This window comes from Paenibacillus sp. FSL R10-2788 (assembly GCF_038003885.1).
GTDB lineage: Bacteria > Bacillota > Bacilli > Paenibacillales > Paenibacillaceae > Paenibacillus_AQ > Paenibacillus_AQ odorifer.
In genome coordinates this window covers 1,585,698-1,603,305 of the sequence record NZ_JBBOQA010000001.1, presented here as the reverse complement: position 1 = coordinate 1,603,305, position 17,608 = coordinate 1,585,698, and the positions used below count along the sequence as shown (strand labels likewise).

Genomic DNA, 17,608 nt, shown 5'->3' with positions numbered 1-17,608 from the left:
TCTGTTGATTTTAATCAAAATAAAATAATTCTTCGAATTTTTTATCCAACGCAATACATAAAATCAAAGCTAATTTTGCAGTAGGGTTAAACTGTCCGGTTTCAATCGAGCTTATAGTATTTCTTGAGACACCCACCATTTCTGCCAATTGTGCTTGCGATAATTTTTGTTCCGTTCTTGCTTCGCGCAGTTTATTTTTTAAAACCAAAGGTTCACTCATACTAATCACTCATCCCATAAAAGTAAATAAACAAAAACGAAACACTTATAATTAATCCTAAAATGAAATTGAGTAAATGCATCTTTTTCTTAGTTACAGAATACATCCCAAGACCTTCACAGCTCAAATATCCAAAAAACATGGCTATCAAGGCTTTTAATGCAAGATTTGTTTCCTGACTATGATTATATAAACTGAAGACACTCAGAATGCAAAATACAATCAACATTCCAATGAATCCGCTTTTTCTGCCTTTAGCAAATACAAATTCTTTTCCTTCGTCTCCTTTTTCATTTCTGCTTTTTTCTAATATTTCTTCCTTTTTCATAAAAATTTCTCCTTTCAAATTGAAAAGATGATGACAAGTTTTCTTGTCATCATTATTATAATACGCCAAGTTTTCTTGTCAAATAAAAAATAGCCCACTTCAATCCAAAGATTGGTAGTGGGCTATTTTCTATACCTTCATATATTCGTTATATAATTGCTCGAAAGTATTGTATCGTTCGACTTTCCTGCCTACCTTGTTGTATTCCTCCAGATATTCATCCATGACCTTCAGAAACTCATTCTTAAAGACTTGAAGATGGTCAGAATCAAAATACTGCATGATATCAAACTTTTTAGTTCCCTTCCATTCTGTCATTTCATCAAGAAAACCTTGTATGCCCATTGCTGCTAGATACGCATACGATCTATCACCCGATTCTACACTTGCTATAATCTTATTGCGGTAGTTGCACCATAATTCCTCATAAGTTCCGCCAAGATTATCATAGCTTGGGACAGGCTGCACTACAAAATCCTTATACATTTTATTATATAAATCATTGATGTTTTTAAGTGCCTTATATACTGCACTTCTGATTTCACCGATAGTCTTCGCCTCTATCACAGCCATATATATCTTTTCAAAATCATCAGGAACATAACGGTACGTAGCTATTTCCTCTAAATATCTCTTAATTCCCCGTTTGAAATAAGTATTGTTCAAATGAGTTAGCGCATTTAACAAATTGTATAAAACTTCGCTTGAAGCATACCTTACTGCTCCTATATCTGCAGAAAGTAATGTATTCGCATATTCCTGTTTTGCTATGTCTATACACTTTTTCGCTCTACTGATACATTCTCTCCCTATAGGCATTGCCAGAGCATCGAGTGCTCTCTGTTTATATAAATTTAGCTTTTCCAAATATTCGGGTTTTGCACAGTATAACACCTGTAAATCCACCAGACATGAAATCATTGGACTCTCGAGATTGGCTTGATCTTCTATCCTTGTTTCCCATGGCGTACAATATAGATCGTATCCAATATCATCCAAAATAAAACACGAAGATATCCCCCAGCCTTGCTCTGTGTTATTAATTATGATTAGATCAAGATCGCTTTTTTCATGAAAATCCCCAGTACTAAAAGAACCTGTAAGCCCTATAATTGCAATATCATCAGAAAAATCTCTCTTAGCCCGTTCAATGACCATGCTAATAAGCTTTTCATTTTTGATTAAGATCTTTTCTTTATGAACAGCATCCATATCCATGTCCCCTCTCCAACCTTATTAATTCTATTGTATAAGCATATTGTTAGAGTAGGTATTCCAACTTTAATTATATTAAATCTATACCAAGCCTTTCCTCTCCTTCAAAGAAAACAAAAAAACGCGCTGGCAAGAGCATAATTAGCTTCTCTCCAACGCGATTTATAGTCATTAGTGAATATTTTTCTTTTTAAAACTGCCGCCCTTAACTTCTGCAACATCGTAGACTACTACAAAAGCATTCGGGTCAATTTCACGAATAATATCTTTTATTTTACTTTCTTCCAGACGGTTAATGACACAAGTGATTTCTTTGAATTGTTCATTTGAGTAGCCGCCATAAGCATCTGTATAAGTTGCTCCACGACCCAATCGGTCACGAATAGTCTCGACCATGATTTCCGGTTGAATAGTGATGATTTTAAACGTTTTAGAGCCACTCAAACCTTCTTCAATAATATGAATGACCTTAGAAGCAATAAAATAAGCAAGTGCTGATAGAATAGCCCCTTGTAGGCCAAATACTGTTGAAACAACAATAAAGACAAACATGTTTAGAAATAAGATTAAATCACTGGTCCCAAAAGGTAATTTTCGTGAAAGTAAGACAGCTAACATATCTATCCCATCTAATGCTCCACCATTACGTAAGGCTAACCCCATACCAAAACCGATAATAATCCCGCCAACAACGGTAATTAATAAGGTATCACCTTCTATAATCGTCGGTACATGATGCATAAGACTAGTGCCAATAGCCAGTGAAGCAATACCGATAACGGAATAAAGAGCAAAGCTTTTACCAATTTGCTTATATCCTAGCCACACAAAAGGGATATTAATTATGCCAATTAGCAGCCCTAGCGGTAAGCCAAACAGTTCAGAGCCAACGATGCTTAGACCTGTGACACCTCCATCTGAGACATTGTTGGGTATCAATACAGATTCTAGACCATAGGCAGCTATTAGCGCCCCAATAATAATCATGAATACTTTTGAGAATATCTTGAGTTTATTTGATTTCTGTTTTCGCGTTTCAATCATTGAATTTCTCCGTTTCACATTGCTTAATTTAGTCCATAAAAATTTCCTCTAAAGGTCTTCCGTCACCTGGATTAAAATCAATCCCTAAAATCTTTGCCATCGTGGGGGCTATATCTACCATTTCGATGTCCCCTATAGGATGCCCATTTCTAATCTTTTCCCCAGAGACAACCAAGTTGCATCTATAGCCGTCTTTATCAGGAGAATAGCCATGCGTGGCAAATTTAACGCCTTGTTTGTCCAAATCAACAATCGTTGGTTCATCCATACTTTCGTCGAAACAATAACCTCTCTTAGCCTCAAGCATATACTTTGTGGTTTGGCCCACATGAAAATAATCCAGTTCATCTCTAGCATACAATTTCTCTATACCTGAAGATTCATCTCTCATATTATCTCCAATAACAGCTAATGCTATTTGCTCAGCTTCTTCATCGCCCTGCCGGATATGCAAGTAAGCCGCTCCACCCCCACACTGAAAGTAAGCTCTCCACTTCATTTCGCCGTTCTCTTCATAGATCAGGCCCTTTTCCTGCAAAAGGTTGTTCAAATGCACTTTGTACCTAACATTAAACTGGCCATGGTCCCCCAAAATTAAAAAAATCGTATCATCCTTTATCCCCGCTTCATCCACTGCCTGCATAATATCGCCTAACCTATTATCCATACGTGTGATTACCTGCATCACTTCGTCACTGTCAGTTCCATAAGCATGTTTGGCATCATCCAGATCGATCAGATGCATCATTAGAAGATTAGGTTTTTTGCGCTTAATCGTGTCTATAGCACATTTGGTCGTGAAGTCATCCAGATAAGGCTGCTCAATCCCCTTGCGGATCCGGCCATATTTCAGCTCCATATCCACACAGTATAAGGGGCTTCCGCTTTTTAATATCTTCAGTGCCTGATTTTCGTTTTTGATGGCTCTGATTTCAGGTATATTGTATTGGATGGAGGATTTACCCGATACTGGCCATAGGATTCCGGCTGTGCTCATCTTATGCTCGCGCACAACATCGTAAATCGTTGGCACCTTGATCGCATTTCTAAACCAGAACCAATTTTGCTCCTCTTCCTTAATAAAGGGCTGAAACGGATTGTTGTGGTGGATGCCATGCTTATCCGGATATACACCGGTTGCTATGGTCGTGTGCACTACATATGTGAGTGTCGGATACACACTTTTCAATTTATGGCTATGAGCTCCGTTTTTAATTAATTTACTTAAGTTTGGAAGCCGGCTGGCCAATGCCCAGTGGTCTTCTGAAAAGGCATCGTAAGAGATGACGATCAAATGCTTGGCCATAGCCGTTTGTGCTTTAATTGACTTCATAGAATAAGCCCCTTAGGTTCGTCATGTTCAGGCTGCTCTTTAGGTAAAGTTATAAATACGAATAATCCAATAATAAAAAGTGGGATAATCGCTAAAATACTAAATTTAGCATTACCTGTTAAGGTTGTTGTTAAAGACATTACAGCAGGACCAACAATGGCCGCGAACTTGCCAAAAATATTGTAAAAACCAAAGAATTCATTGGAATTCTCCTTTGGAATGATCTTCGCATAATAAGACCTGCTGAGCGCCTGAATGCCTCCCTGAGCGGAACCAATTAGCGCACCTAAAATAAATATATGCCACACTGAAGTGATAAAAAAAGCCGCGATGCAGGAAATGATATATGTAACAATCCCCACGATTATCAAAGTCCTGGCGGAGTATTTTTTGGCGAGATTACCATACAGGATTGCACAAGGAAAAGCGATGATCTGGATAACTAATAATATCCCCAGTAAGGTAAAGGTGTCAAAAGCATCCGCACCCAGAACCGATGTGGCATAGGGCACCACCATTTTAATAATCGTATCTACCCCATCAATATAAAGAAAGTACGCAATTAAGAAAACAAATACAACTTTATGCTGTCTAACATTCCTAAAGGTGTCTCCCAGTCTTTTAAAACTGTTGATTACAGGTCTTGGTTCAGGCTCAATATAATATCTCTGCTTCACATCTCTGATCATGGGTATGGTCAACAGCCCCCACCAAAGGGCAGTAATGATAAACCCAATCTGATAACCGATCGACTTATCCATCCCCATAAACAGAATCAATAGCAGGCTGATGCCAAATGGAATGACGCTGGCGATATATCCATAAGCAAAACCTTTTGTGGATACCTTATCCATCCTTTCATCAGTGGTTATATCCACAAGAAAAGAGTCATAAAAAATATTGGCTCCGGCAAAACCTATAACAGACAGGATATAAAACACAATCAATAACTGCCACTGCCCGCTCGCAGGTGCAACGAATGCCAACGAAGCCGTAGCCAGCACACCGATCAAAGAGAAAAATAAGAAAAAGCGCTTTTTCTTATCCTTGTAATCTGCGATCGTGCCTAAAATCGGACTAAGGATAGCCACTAGAATACTCGCAATGGAATTAAAGTACCCTAAATCCATGCTGCTGTTAACATTTGAAAACATGCCAAATACAATAGGCAATAAAGCAGTTGTAACCGCCATCGAATAGGCCGAATTCCCACAGTCATATAAAATCCATGATTTTTCCTCTTTGCTAAGTTTCATCTAACAGCCACCTTTTCACCTATTTGTAACTGTTATATCATTTCAGCATAAGAGGCATGTTAAATGAATGTTAATTCCATCACAACTTCTTCATAAAAAAAACGACCTTTTAAAATCGGAAGGTCGCTTACTCGCATTTATATATGAATTTAATATTTGACGAGATATTCGCAATATTCATCCCCATTAACATTACATTTTATTTCCCGGACGGAAACCCGCTTTCCACGAATTTTAGTAAGTGCTCCTTCAATAATGGCCCCCTCCAGGTCACAAACCATTTTCCCTTCCATAATAGGTAACCCTTCGCAGAAACAATCGTGTACTGCAATCGTCATCCCCTTGTCATCTTCATGGGTTATTATAGGAATCCCTATCTTCAATTCTTCGAATAACTCGAATAGTTCATTAACCGAGGTAACACCAAATTCTTCCCCAATTTTTCTTCCTATAGTCAACGTTGTACCCTTACCATTCATGGGTAACGCTTGATATAAACCAATCAGTCTAATCGTTCTGAAAAGCTCTAAAGGTACGACATTACCTAAATTTTTTCTCTTTATTTTTTTCATATCTGTAAAAGTAAATTGATCCATGCCAGTAGCCTCCAATTGCTTATGTAATTTATATTTCAAATTTAATTGATATATTGAGTATAAACGTATCCAATAATTGCTTTGTGATCTTACGCACATCCTGATTTTTTGTAGAACTATAACAAAAAAAAGCAACTTCCCTATTGGCAAGTCGCTCCTTCATTCCTTAGATACAGCAGCATCTCAAATATGATAATCATAAACCCAAGGCAAAATAACCCTCACGCTAGTTCCAACCTGAACCTCTGAATCTACCTTAATATGCCCCCCATACATTTCGATTAGTTGTTTACAAATCGATAATCCAATCCCTGTCCCTTTTTGCTTGGTAGTAAAGAAAGGGTCAAATATCCGTTTTAATTTATCCTGTGGAATTCCTTCTCCATTGTCTTTAAAGAGTAGAATAATTTCGTTTGTCTCAGCAGCTGTGGTAACAGAAATATCTATTCTGCCTCTAAAAGCTGTGAAGGAATCGATACTATTTTTCAAAATATTAAGAATTACCTGCTCTAGCTGAGAGGCGCTTCCAAACGTTAGTACTTTTTCTAAAGAGCACTCTACTGAAAGTATAATATCATCACTAAGTATGAGTTGATTCACAATGTTATTAACTCTATGTATAACCTCCATAACGTTAAATACTACGCCGTTATTTTTTGTACTGTCACCTTTTCGAGCCAGTATTAGAAAGTCCGTTACTAATCCATTCAGAGCATCAATCTCTTTGATGGTGATATCCAGATATGCACGCAATTCATCCGCTTTGATCTCCGGCTCATTTAGCCTGATATTTACAAGCTGAGCAAAACCTTTAATCGAAGCTAGCGGATTTCTTATTTCATGCGCCATTCCTGCTGCCATTTGTCCCATAACAGCAATTTTTTGTTCATGTAAATTGTCAATCTGTTGATTTTTATTAGACAAATAACCTTGTGCAAAGCCAGTAAAACGGGTCCAGTTGCATTCCATTAAACGATTATAAAAAAACAATCGGATCGCGGAATCATCTACAAACTCTTCAATGATCTTAAACATAATATTCTGAGCGGTTAAATTTAAATCCTTGCTCATATCAAGTAAGATATCAAAATGATCACCGAATATTTCTGCAGTATAAACCCCTTGCTCAGCCCCCTCTTTTTCTAGCAGGTTTAAGTATTGATCGTAACCAAAAGAATCAAAAAACAAGGCTTCTACCATACTCATTAATATCGTACTGAATGATGAATCTAACAATTCCTTATGCGCCTCTACAAACCAGGAGAATTCGATGTTTTTCATAGTCATAGAATGATAATGCCTGTTTAAAATGATTGGAACTGCTAAGGTTAATGACGAACGCAATTCATTTTCTTTGTATGACATTTTCATCCTCCTTCTTTGTAGTTTGTATTCAAGATATGTGTATATTTTCCTGCTTCAAAAACACAGTAATTCACTTTGTTTTAATCACTATATTATATTCTGACACTTGACTGTTAGAGTAGCATCGAAGATAATTACAACCTCACCAAAAAAACTATAATTAGGAAGATCATTGATTTTGAAAAGGGGCGGTCGTCATTAGCTGGTTAAGTGATCTCTATAAATTACAGAAGCAGGAGCTAAAGAAGGACATCGAGCCCTCTTTAGTCAATGCTATCTTTCGAATGTATGATAAATTCCCCAGGATTGGACTTAAAGAGCGGATCGGCCAGCAGGATATGTCTCTAGATATCGCTGATGCCTATATAAATGGTCGTAACGCGATGATTGAAGCTGGAGTCGGTATCGGCAAGTCCTTTGCCTACCTCATTCCCAGCCTGCTTATTAACCAAATCTCAAGGCAACCGGTTATTATTGCGACATCCTCCATACAACTTTCAGAACAAATACATAAAGATCTGAGATTCATCGGAAGTCGTCTCGGATTTACAAGGGTACGTTCGGTAGTTGGAAAAGGCATGGGGCAGTATGCTTGCCGGTATAGGGCAGCAGATCTGTTCCAAGCGGATGATTCAAACACTCCTCTGTCTGCGCTTTCTCAACAGATTGTGAATTATGAAATTGATGAGCGGGCAGATATTAAGGGCGGGGTTAGTGATGCTGTATGGTCTAACGTTTGTGTGAATGATTGCAAATTTGAACGTTGCCATTATAAAAGTACATGTACGTTTTATGAGATGAGAGCTAAAATTAATGCCAACGCGAGCGACATGGATTTTATTATCGTAAACCAGGATCTGCTCATCCGTGATTTAATCAAGAAAAAGGAAGGAACGAAGGGGTTAATCACCGAACGGCCGGCTCTGATCGTAATTGATGAAGCGCATAATCTGGAAGCAAAGGTTAGAGATGCAAGAACGCTCGAATTTACTTACCGGGGAACCTGCCGTATTCTGGATGACGCCTTACAGATTCTCTTCAAGCAATCTGCCGATACGGAGCTTATGCCGCAATTTAAATTTATAAAAAGATGCGTTGGCCATATTTTTAAACAAGTAGAGGCAGACTTACTGCAAACAGCCAAGCAGGACAATGACCGTATAAAAATATCGCAGATCACAGGAATCCCCTTAAGACGAGCGGCACAGGTTTTAAAAGATTTTAATCTCAGCCTTTCCGTCTTAACTTCACGGCATGAACGGGAGATTGACAATATTTTTGAAGCCATGAACGGACTTATCGACCTCTTTGATGTACTCGCCGGAGTAGAGGATAACTATCTGATCTGGGCAAGTAATACCCAGCGGGAGAGTACCCTTAGTATCTGCCCTAAAGGGATAAGCCAGTTTCTGAAATATACCTTATTTAACGGGAAAACCTCAGTTATTTTAACGTCAGCAACCATGTGTCAAAGCGGAGAAACGCTGGAGGAACAATACGCTTATCTCACTGAGTCCCTCGGTTACAGGGGAGATTATATGGAGCGCCAAGCTTCACCGTTTGATTATGACAACCACACCATGCTGTATATTGCCAAGGACATCCCCTACTATAACCATCAGCGGCGGGAAGATTATCTTGAAGCGGCATACAAGGAAATGATGAGGCTCTGTAATTTAACAGACGGGCGGACATTGGTTCTTTTTTCAGCTAAAGAGGATATGAAGTATATTCATAAGAAATTAAACTCTGAGAAGCTTGCATGGGCATTACATGTTCAAAGGGAAGGTTCGTCCCAGGACGGGGTGATCGCTGACTTTCGGGGCAGTAAAGGCGTTCTACTTAGTACCGGTGTATTCTGGGAAGGTGTGAATATCGAAGGTTCCGATTTGTCACAGTTAATCATTTTCCGTCTGCCTTTCCCTGTTCCTGCCGATCCTGTCTATGAATATAAGACTTCGATGGCAAAGAATCCCTTGAAGGAGGTTTTTGTACCGGACATGCTGCTTCGGTTAAGACAAGGAACCGGGCGCCTGATCCGCAGTGAAACTGACCTTGGTGTACTCAGCATACTCGATTCCCGCCTGTCCATTGCCGCCAAAAAGGATTACCGGGATCAGGTACTGGAAGCCTTACCTTTTAAAAAGGTTACTGAGGATTTCAAGGTTCTGGAGAAGTTTGTGAAAGAAAAAGGGATACTGCTTAGTGATACGTAGAGAAATGAAAAAAAGCAACCCATCCGCAGACAAGTCGCTTCTAAATCCTGTAACGTTATCTGGCAATTAAACAACTTTATGTTTGTATACCCGCATCGCTAATAAATACGCAACTACTAGAATGGCTATGCACCATATGATGGCTCCCCAAATATCATTGCCGACAGGCTGCCCCATCAGGAGGGAGCGAACCGCCTCTACTATAGATGTAACGGGCTGGTTTTCAGCAAAGGCGCGAACGACTGGCGGCATCGATTCGGTAGGCACAAAGGCCGAGCTGATGAAAGGAAGGAAAATAATCGGATAGGAAAAAGCAGTCGCGCCGTCCACCGATTTTGCGGATAGTCCAGCAATTGCCGCGACCCAAGTTAGAGCCAGCGTAAACAATATGAGGATGCCGGCAACCGCCAGCCATGAGAGCACTCCTGCCGATGAACGAAACCCCATAATCAATGCAACAAGAATGATGACGCTAACTGAAATCGCATTGGATATCAGGGAGGTCAGCACATGTCCCCACAGCATGGTAGAACGTGCAATCGGCATAGAATGGAATCTCTGAAAAATCCCTTTTTGCACATCGTTAAACAGGCGGTAAGCCGTATAAGTTACACCACTTGCAATAGCGATCAGTATGATCCCGGGCAATAAATAATTCACATAGTTATCCGTACCCGCCTGGATGGCCCCACCGAACACGTAAACAAACAACAGCATAAATGCAATTGGCATGATAGTTACCGTGATGATGGTATCCATACTGCGGAGAATATGGCGCATAGAGCGTCCAAGCATTACACTCATGTCACTGAAAAAGTGCTTCTTAATCATTTCCATTTACTTTCCCTCCTTTTTGCCGATGATTGCGAGGAATATCTCCTCCAGCGTCGGCTGCTTTTCAATGTACTCAACTTTTGCGGGCGGGAATCGCTTTTTTAGTTCTTCGAGTGTACCGCTCGCAATAATTTTACCTTCATGTAGAATGGCGATTTGATCAGCAAGCTGCTCTGCCTCTTCCAAATACTGCGTCGTCAAAAAGACAGTCGTACCGCCGTCGGCAAGCTCCTTAACCATCTTCCATACATCAATCCTTGCCTCAGGATCAAGTCCAGTGGTTGGTTCGTCGAGGAAAATAATCTGCGGTTTTCCAACAAGACTCATCGCGAGATCTAATCTCCGGCGCATCCCGCCTGAATAAGTGGATACCTTGCGATCCGCGGCATCGGTCAAAGTGAAGCGTTCCAGCAGATCGTCCGCAACTTGACGCGGATGCTTATCATGGCGGAGCCTCGCAATCATGATCAGATTTTCCCGGCCGGTCAGAATCTCATCCACGGCGGCAAATTGACCCGTCAGGCTGATGGACTGGCGTACATAATCAGGCTTTGTGGCGACATCGAATCCGTTCACTGCAGCAGTCCCACCATCTTGATTTAGCAAAGTGGTGAGGATTTTGACAATGGTGGTCTTGCCTGCGCCATTGGAGCCAAGCAGGGCAAAAACGCTGCCCTGCTCCACTTCAAAATCCACCCCCTTTAAAACTTGAAGCTGTCTGTAGGACTTTTCCAACCCAACCACTTTAATGGACTTGTTCATTGCATTCCCTCCTCAAGGTTTTGTTAGCATATCTTCATGGAATTCTCCCCGCAAAACTCACTTCGGAAGCTCCGGCTTATAGGACTGTAACCTTTGTCAAATCAGCTTCCATGCCTTTGAGCGCAGCGAAGGTCAACTTATCCATCATTGCACCGTCAAAGTTGATCGTTTTGATTGCACGATAAAACTTCTTGGATAACGAAAACCCGGAGAGGAATGACACATTTTTTAACGTCGCACCTCTAAACGAAATATCGTTCAGCGCCGACTTTTCAAACTTGACCCCGATAAAGGTCTGGCCGTCAAAACATAATCCCCGCAGATCAGAGGTTTTAAATTCCACACCGTCAAAGATACAGTTCTCAAAGATTGTTTTCGTGAGATCAGTCGTACACAGCTTGACGTCAGTCAGTCTTGTATTGATAAATTTCGCCCCTGTAAGTCCTGATGAGCTAAAGTTGGTACGAACAAGAATAGATTTGTGAAAGCTCGCATTTGCCAGTTCAATGCCGGACAGATTGCAGTCGGTGAGATTAGCGCTGTCGAACTTGGCCTCGCCTACGTCACTGCCCGCGAAAGAACTGCCAGTCAAGTCAGCGCCTGTAAAATCCGAACCCCGCAACGCGCTCACTTTAAAATCCCCTTTATGGGCGGTAACGCCTGCAAAATCACTCTTCGATAAGTTGCTCGCCCTAAAGCTCGTCACCACCTGACGCTCAAGTGAACGGGAGAGATTGGCAACCTCCTGCACCGTCTGTTCAATGTCGCCGATGCTGTCTATCGTCATCTTAAACGCCGTTTCATCATCCTTGCCTTCAGCCTTGAGTTCACTGAACCGCTCCTGCAAATCGGAAAGAAGGTCACTCTTTAATTCAGCAACGCTTTTTATCCCGTCATAGGGTGCGAATACGCCATTTAAATACATGTTTAATTTCTCATTCATATTATCAAGTCTCCTTATAATAAGTTTTCAAGCACACGCTTTGCATACTCCCAATTAGTCTTGTTATTGGCGTAAACAGCTTTCCCCTTCTCGGTAATCCGAAAATACTTCCGTCGTCCCCCCTGAGACTCATCCCCCCAATACCATTCAATGTCACCGTCTGCCTCAAGCCGCCGGACGCTGGAGTACATCGTAGCTTCTTTTAATTCATACTCGCCTCCGGAACGCTCAGCAATCAATTTGACGATTTCATATCCATAACGATCGGCTTCGGACAAGAGCCGCAATACCATCGTATCGGTATGTCCTCGCAGCAGATCGGATGTGATTTTGTTCTCACTCATTTCATCACCTCATAATCGCATTGTATATCATACTACTGTGACAGTCAATGTACTTTGATCATCATGTTTATACAAAATAAAAAAATGCCGTCCTTAGTTGTCTAAGGCAGCATTTTTCTTTTTAAGTCTGAAGTTCCAATCTACGCTAACCAGAAATAAGTTGATTTACGTCTGCTGGTAATTCACAGCTACCTGCAGGCAACCCTCACACAAAAATGCATAATAAATCCCCTCGCTGTCCTCGGCCTGTTCCATGTCCATTTGGGCAATAAACTTCATCGTCTTCGAACAGCAAGGGCACACAGGATATTCCGCATCCTGAATCCAAGCCGGATGTCCTCCAATCTGCGACGCAGGCGCCTCAAGCATCCAATATGAATTTTCATAGGTTCCCATCTGTCGTTCCGATAGCTGCATGGCATGCCATGCTATTTCTTCCCTGTCTTCATTTGCAGGCAAAAAATCAGGAACGGTATTATATTCACTCCACGAATATTGGCCATCCAGCTCCGCTTTCATAAACACGGTGCCATAACAATTACAATGCATGCAAGCTGCAATCCTTAACCGCTGGCCGGAAAGCTTTATAAATTGAACCAGTGGATTCTGCAAATCGTAATCAAACAGCACTGTCAACTTACCGCCACACCAAGGGCAGGAATGCTCACCCGCCTGTAGCGCCGCTACCGCCGTATGATCCCGATCCATCCCATTTTTTCCGTCCCTGTTTACTTCAAAATGATAACTCTCGGGGTAAAAAAGCAGCCTTTTCCCACCATCGGGATCTAATTCCCATCCTGCTTCGTGAGCATAGGTTTCCGGAGGCACATTTAACTCCGATGTCCATCGAGGCGGATGCTGCCGCCATGTCTCGAACTGCCGAACAACCTCTTCATCGCCAATCCAGGCCAATGCAAGCAGCAAATGATTACGGTTTTCCGAGTCATGCTCCAACTGATGAATGATCTTATCACGGATCTCCTGACCCGCTTCTTTATAGAGAATACCGGGATAATACTTCCCGTTAAGAAAAAAAGCCTCCAGCCCCCGTTCAATGGAAGCACTTGAAAAACATATAAGCGACAGTAAAATAGTCTCAGCCTGGTCAAAATCATCTTCTTCCATCAATTTAATGGCGTAGGTTTCCAATCGCTCCCTTTCGCTTTCAGTCAGTTGACGATATAACTCTTGCGCGGTTTTGTGATAGGGAATTACGTGTTCAAGCGGGCTCAACCTCCGCGGTTTGTGCATGATTTTAAGAATTTCAACCGGATCATTCACACCTGCGTACAAATCAATGTCTTTTCGATTTTGTTCAATATAAGCCTTTTGCTCCAGCGTAAGCTTCCTTTGATGACAGGGCATGCAGATTCCACCTGTCTTTAAAGCAGTTGCAGGAAGTATGCTTCCCTTGCAGTCTGAGGTTTGGCAGGGTATACGCTCGCTCATCGTATCTCTCCTATTCTGTATAAGTTATTCTCAAAGACTATTATTAATAAGCTAAACTGCATTATAGAATTAGCTATATTATAAAATTAGCTGCATTAAATATACCACCAGATTTAGCAGCTTTATATTCATTTCAGATTTCAATTGGATTTATCCCCCACCATCACCTTATACCGAAATAAAAAAGGTTAACCAGATATTTCTGGTTAACCTGATAAACGAAAACTCCCCCGGATAAAGAAGAACCGGTGCCCTTGTATTAAGCTTAATCCGTAATCTTCACATTTCCAAACACAGCCTTATTCCTCGAGTCATCCCCGGGATTGCTAAGTGCTATGCCAATATACACCTTGCGGTTCATCGGAATCTGAACAGTTCCGACCGTTTTCCAGTTATTCCCGTTCGTCGAAATAGCCCCTTTGAAGGTATTTCCACTTCGGGTCAGCTTTAGCCATCTTGGAGCCGAGGCAGCCGCAGTCTGATCAACCATATTGCCGGCAGTCTCTGCACGATACTGGAAGGCTGCCCCATTTTCGGGGGTAAGCATCATATCTGCATGCTTCGAATTATGACCCAGCGACTCCCGAATCATAATGCCGGCCTTGGCCCAGCCGTCCAATCGGCTAGTGGACTGCACTTTAACAATAATCTCCGCATTGCCTCGCACGGATTGGTATATATAATTTAGTTGATCTCCATTTCCCCAAATATCCGTAGAGCTGCTGCTGAGTGTAAATTGCTTATTGGAAGAATTGTAGGTAACGTTCCCCGGCATGGAACCGATATTCCGCGCCTTCCATCCTGTTGGTAATTGAGCCGGATAGTCTTGTTCTACCGGAGGCGTCCAGCCTGGCGTAGGCCAGGTTTCACGTTCTTTGATATTAGCCAGCTCATCTTCTGGCCAGGCCCCGTAAGCAAAGAACGACAGACGCTTCACACCTGGATAATTCTCGCGGATTCCCTTGTAAATCTCCTGATATTGATCATCTGTCCAGTCATTATCCAGCGTCGCAACAATTTCCACGTCACTGCCGCTAATCCGGTCGCTCGTATCCTTCAGGATGCCGTAGGAAGTGCTGTATACCCAATCACTGTTGAACTCCCAGTCATCAAAGTACGCCATTGGTGCAACAAAGTCGATATCATCCTTGAATTTGGCTACATTCTGCCCAACTTCAATGAATTCTGGCGGCAAAATATACACGCCGAGCTGCACATCCGGCTTCGAGGACTGGGTGATATCCTGACGGATATCGCCCACATACTGTCCAATTTGATCGGTCCTCCATTCATTCCACTGCTCTCTCTGAGGAGAATCCGTCTCGAAGTCAATGCTGAGCGGTGAATACCCGAACTGCGCCTGATACTTCGTAACCGTGTAATCACTGACGTCCATGTTGTAATTATCGAAGCGGATCCAATCCAGCACAACGCCATCCACATCATAATTCTCGATCACTTCCTGAATGATGGAACGCTCATACTGCTGCACTTCATGGTGAATTGGATTGACGAAGTATTCGTTGCCGTTAGAACCTGTAAACGGAGTCTGAACCCCGTCAACCAGCGCCTGCATCTGCCATTCATCGTGCTCCAGGAAGGCCTGCTGATCATGGAACTGTGGAATCCAGGCATGAACCTTGATTCCTGCAGCATGGGCTGCCGTAATGACAGCCTGCAGGGCGTCGAAATTCTGGTAGCCTTGGGCAATTGGTGCGATATCACTCTGATAAAATACACTTCCAGACGGAACCTCATCATCTTCATCCTGCTTCACGTTCATGCTAATAACATCGACGCCATAGCTTGTAGACAGCGCGATGAAATTCTGAACATCCGTCATGTTCTTAAACTGGTTTACGGTCCGTACAATAACTTCCGTTTCGAAAGGGGGGTTACTCTCCTCCTCGGCCATAACAGGAACGGAACCACCGGCTATCGAAGAAACCAACACGATGCTTAACAGTGCTATGAACCTCGATCTCAACGCAAATACCATAATCTCGCCTCCACAAGTATAAAATTTTATAATAGTCTTATTTCGTCGCGTTGATTTTCTTAACATTTTCCTGCCATTTTTCGGTTCTGAATTCAAGCAGCTTAGCCAGCCCCGCTTTTTCGGTGTTCTTTTTAGCTGTCTCCAGCGCCGACAGCACCGCTTCATCCGACTTCGCCTGTACCATCTGGGCGTAAGCAAGGGTATAAATATCCCCGATATTCTGTGCGATGATGCCGATCTCCGTATCCGGAATCGGATCGGTATTTACAAACTCCGTGATATCCAACGCGGTTTTCCAGGTCACCGTGGACTGCGCCACGGTCTCCCAGGACTTCTGGTTCGCAGAAAGCAGCGCCTCGAGGCTCATTTTCGCCGTATCAATAAAGGTCGTATTTCCCGCCCAGTTAAAGTCCTCGAATTTCCGCATCGTTTCCGTGCGCTCGTTAGCAGGAGTCGTCTTGTATTTCTCGTTCGGGATTGGCGCTCCGTCCGCATCCTCTTCATCCCAGTACAAGCCTTTAGGACCGAAGAAAAGCACCCTCTGTCCCTCCGGACCCGTAATCCAGTCAAAATAAGCGAAGATGGCCTCTGGATCCTTGGCCTTTTTCGTAATGACATTAACGTTCCAACCCAGCGTCTCAAAGCCGCTTACAAACACTTGTGTTTTGTCTAGACCGGCTTTATGAATCGGCCATATAATCTCATAACCGCTGTCCGGATTATTCGCTGTCAGTGCCCGGTGTCCCTCGGCTCCATACGTAGTGATATTGGATTCGACCATGACTGCTACCCGGTTGGTATTGACCTTTTCTTTGACCGCATCCTGGGTTTGCTGCAGAGCATCCTGCGTAATCAGCCGTTCACGATACAGCTTATTAATATACAGCACCATCTCCTCGTAAGCGGGATCGTCCAAGATAGATGACAGCTTGTCGCCATCCGGATATCCCATGAGTGAAATGAACTTACTGGTGGAGTTCTCCTTAAAACCACCATACATAATTTCCAGACCTGCCCCCTTCTCCCCAACCTCCAGAGGTACTACATCCGGATACTTTTCTTGCACCTTAAGCAAATATTGATACAAATCATCAAAGGTCTCAAGCGCCGGTCTGCCGAGTTCGTTATAAATATCTTTATTCACCATCCATCCGCCGTTGCCGAATTGCCCGGATGTATACCAGTTCGGGATTTGATAGATTTTCCCGTCTTCTGAACGGAGCAAATTCAGGGTGGATTCCTTCACATATTTCTTGAAGTTCGGATACTTCTCATAGTAATCATCCAGCGCAACGAGTTGTCCTGCCTGCACCAGCCGTTCCACTGAGGATCCCCGGTCAGTAAAAATGACATCCGGTAAATCACCGCCGACGATCATCGTGTTGAGCTTTTCTCCGGCCGCTCCTCCGGATTGTATGGGTTCAACAGTAACCTTACGGTTCTCCTGAATCCATTTTGTCGCCTCATTATCCCCCCATGGTGATGTCGTAAGCCAGTCATAGTTTCCATAGAAGCTGAAGGTGACGGGCTTGATCCCGCTGCCGTCATCTGTGGCGGCCTCAGTATTCAGATTTTTCTCGCTTGTGTTTGGTGAAGTGTTAGAATTTCCTCCTCCGCTACAGGCAGCGAGAAGAAGCACCAGTGAAGTCAGCAAAAGAGATACCCATTTCATACGATTGCGCATCTTTTCCCTTCTTTCTACAT

16 protein-coding genes are annotated in these 17,608 nt (G+C 42.5%); 1 reads left to right on the top strand and 15 read right to left on the bottom strand.

Going from position 1 to position 17,608, the window contains the following annotated elements; translation table 11 throughout:
• Window positions 1-10 precede the first annotated feature (10 nt).
• The 8 genes from NSQ50_RS07025 to NSQ50_RS06990 all read right to left on the bottom strand — a co-directional run bounded on the left by NSQ50_RS07025 (window position 11) and on the right by NSQ50_RS06990 (window position 7,357).
• Window positions 11-220, bottom strand: coding sequence for a helix-turn-helix transcriptional regulator (locus NSQ50_RS07025; protein ID WP_036675786.1), 210 nt, complete (start codon window positions 218-220; stop codon window positions 11-13).
• A gap of 1 nt (window position 221) precedes the next feature.
• A complete protein-coding gene (locus tag NSQ50_RS07020; RefSeq protein WP_036675787.1) occupies window positions 222-548 on the bottom strand; it encodes a DUF6442 family protein in 327 nt (108 codons plus the stop codon).
• A 129-nt stretch (window positions 549-677) separates the two neighbouring features.
• Window positions 678-1,766, bottom strand: coding sequence for a nucleotidyltransferase domain-containing protein (locus NSQ50_RS07015; protein WP_256717061.1), 1,089 nt, complete (start codon window positions 1,764-1,766; stop codon window positions 678-680).
• A 168-nt stretch (window positions 1,767-1,934) separates the two neighbouring features.
• Window positions 1,935-2,807, bottom strand: a complete 873-nt coding sequence (locus NSQ50_RS07010) for a YitT family protein (RefSeq protein WP_036675789.1) — start codon at window positions 2,805-2,807, stop codon at window positions 1,935-1,937.
• Between the two features lie 28 nt (window positions 2,808-2,835).
• Window positions 2,836-4,140 (bottom strand): alkaline phosphatase family protein, encoded by a 1,305-nt coding sequence (locus NSQ50_RS07005; RefSeq protein WP_076224189.1) that lies wholly within the window; start codon window positions 4,138-4,140, stop codon window positions 2,836-2,838.
• Entirely contained in the window at window positions 4,137-5,396 is a 1,260-nt protein-coding gene (locus NSQ50_RS07000) for an MFS transporter (protein WP_076098890.1), read from the bottom strand. The genes NSQ50_RS07005 and NSQ50_RS07000 overlap by 4 nt, the downstream gene beginning before the upstream one ends.
• A gap of 149 nt (window positions 5,397-5,545) precedes the next feature.
• Window positions 5,546-5,992 (bottom strand): V4R domain-containing protein, encoded by a 447-nt coding sequence (locus NSQ50_RS06995; RefSeq protein WP_036675792.1) that lies wholly within the window; start codon window positions 5,990-5,992, stop codon window positions 5,546-5,548.
• Window positions 5,993-6,175: 183 nt separating this feature from the next.
• The gene (locus NSQ50_RS06990) at window positions 6,176-7,357 is read right to left on the bottom strand and encodes a sensor histidine kinase (RefSeq protein WP_076098893.1); all 1,182 of its coding nucleotides are present in this window, start codon (window positions 7,355-7,357) and stop codon (window positions 6,176-6,178) included.
• 284 nt (window positions 7,358-7,641) lie between these two features.
• On the opposite strand from NSQ50_RS06990, the gene NSQ50_RS06985 reads away from it, so the two are divergent.
• Window positions 7,642-9,573: an ATP-dependent DNA helicase gene (locus NSQ50_RS06985; RefSeq protein ID WP_249267680.1), complete on the top strand. Its 1,932-nt coding sequence runs from the start codon at window positions 7,642-7,644 to the stop codon at window positions 9,571-9,573.
• Between the two features lie 66 nt (window positions 9,574-9,639).
• On the opposite strand, the gene NSQ50_RS06980 is transcribed toward NSQ50_RS06985, so the two are convergent.
• The 7 genes from NSQ50_RS06980 to NSQ50_RS06950 form a co-directional block, all read right to left on the bottom strand.
• Window positions 9,640-10,410 carry an ABC transporter permease gene (locus tag NSQ50_RS06980; RefSeq protein ID WP_038569396.1) on the bottom strand — a complete coding sequence of 257 codons (771 nt, stop codon included), beginning with the start codon at window positions 10,408-10,410 and terminating at the stop codon, window positions 9,640-9,642.
• On the bottom strand, window positions 10,411-11,169 hold the full coding sequence (locus tag NSQ50_RS06975; protein WP_076224192.1) for an ABC transporter ATP-binding protein: 759 nt from the start codon (window positions 11,167-11,169) through the stop codon (window positions 10,411-10,413). It lies immediately after the preceding gene.
• A 76-nt stretch (window positions 11,170-11,245) separates the two neighbouring features.
• A complete protein-coding gene (locus NSQ50_RS06970) occupies window positions 11,246-12,112 on the bottom strand; it encodes a pentapeptide repeat-containing protein (protein ID WP_076206819.1) in 867 nt (288 codons plus the stop codon).
• A 14-nt stretch (window positions 12,113-12,126) separates the two neighbouring features.
• Window positions 12,127-12,456 (bottom strand): PadR family transcriptional regulator, encoded by a 330-nt coding sequence (locus NSQ50_RS06965; protein WP_036675798.1) that lies wholly within the window; start codon window positions 12,454-12,456, stop codon window positions 12,127-12,129.
• 165 nt (window positions 12,457-12,621) lie between these two features.
• On the bottom strand, window positions 12,622-13,905 hold the full coding sequence (locus NSQ50_RS06960) for a DUF1963 domain-containing protein (protein WP_076179002.1): 1,284 nt from the start codon (window positions 13,903-13,905) through the stop codon (window positions 12,622-12,624).
• A 265-nt stretch (window positions 13,906-14,170) separates the two neighbouring features.
• On the bottom strand, window positions 14,171-15,904 hold the full coding sequence (locus NSQ50_RS06955; protein WP_076224194.1) for a family 10 glycosylhydrolase: 1,734 nt from the start codon (window positions 15,902-15,904) through the stop codon (window positions 14,171-14,173).
• A gap of 37 nt (window positions 15,905-15,941) precedes the next feature.
• Window positions 15,942-17,588 (bottom strand): extracellular solute-binding protein, encoded by a 1,647-nt coding sequence (locus tag NSQ50_RS06950; protein ID WP_076224197.1) that lies wholly within the window; start codon window positions 17,586-17,588, stop codon window positions 15,942-15,944.
• Window positions 17,589-17,608: the final 20 nt, after the last annotated feature.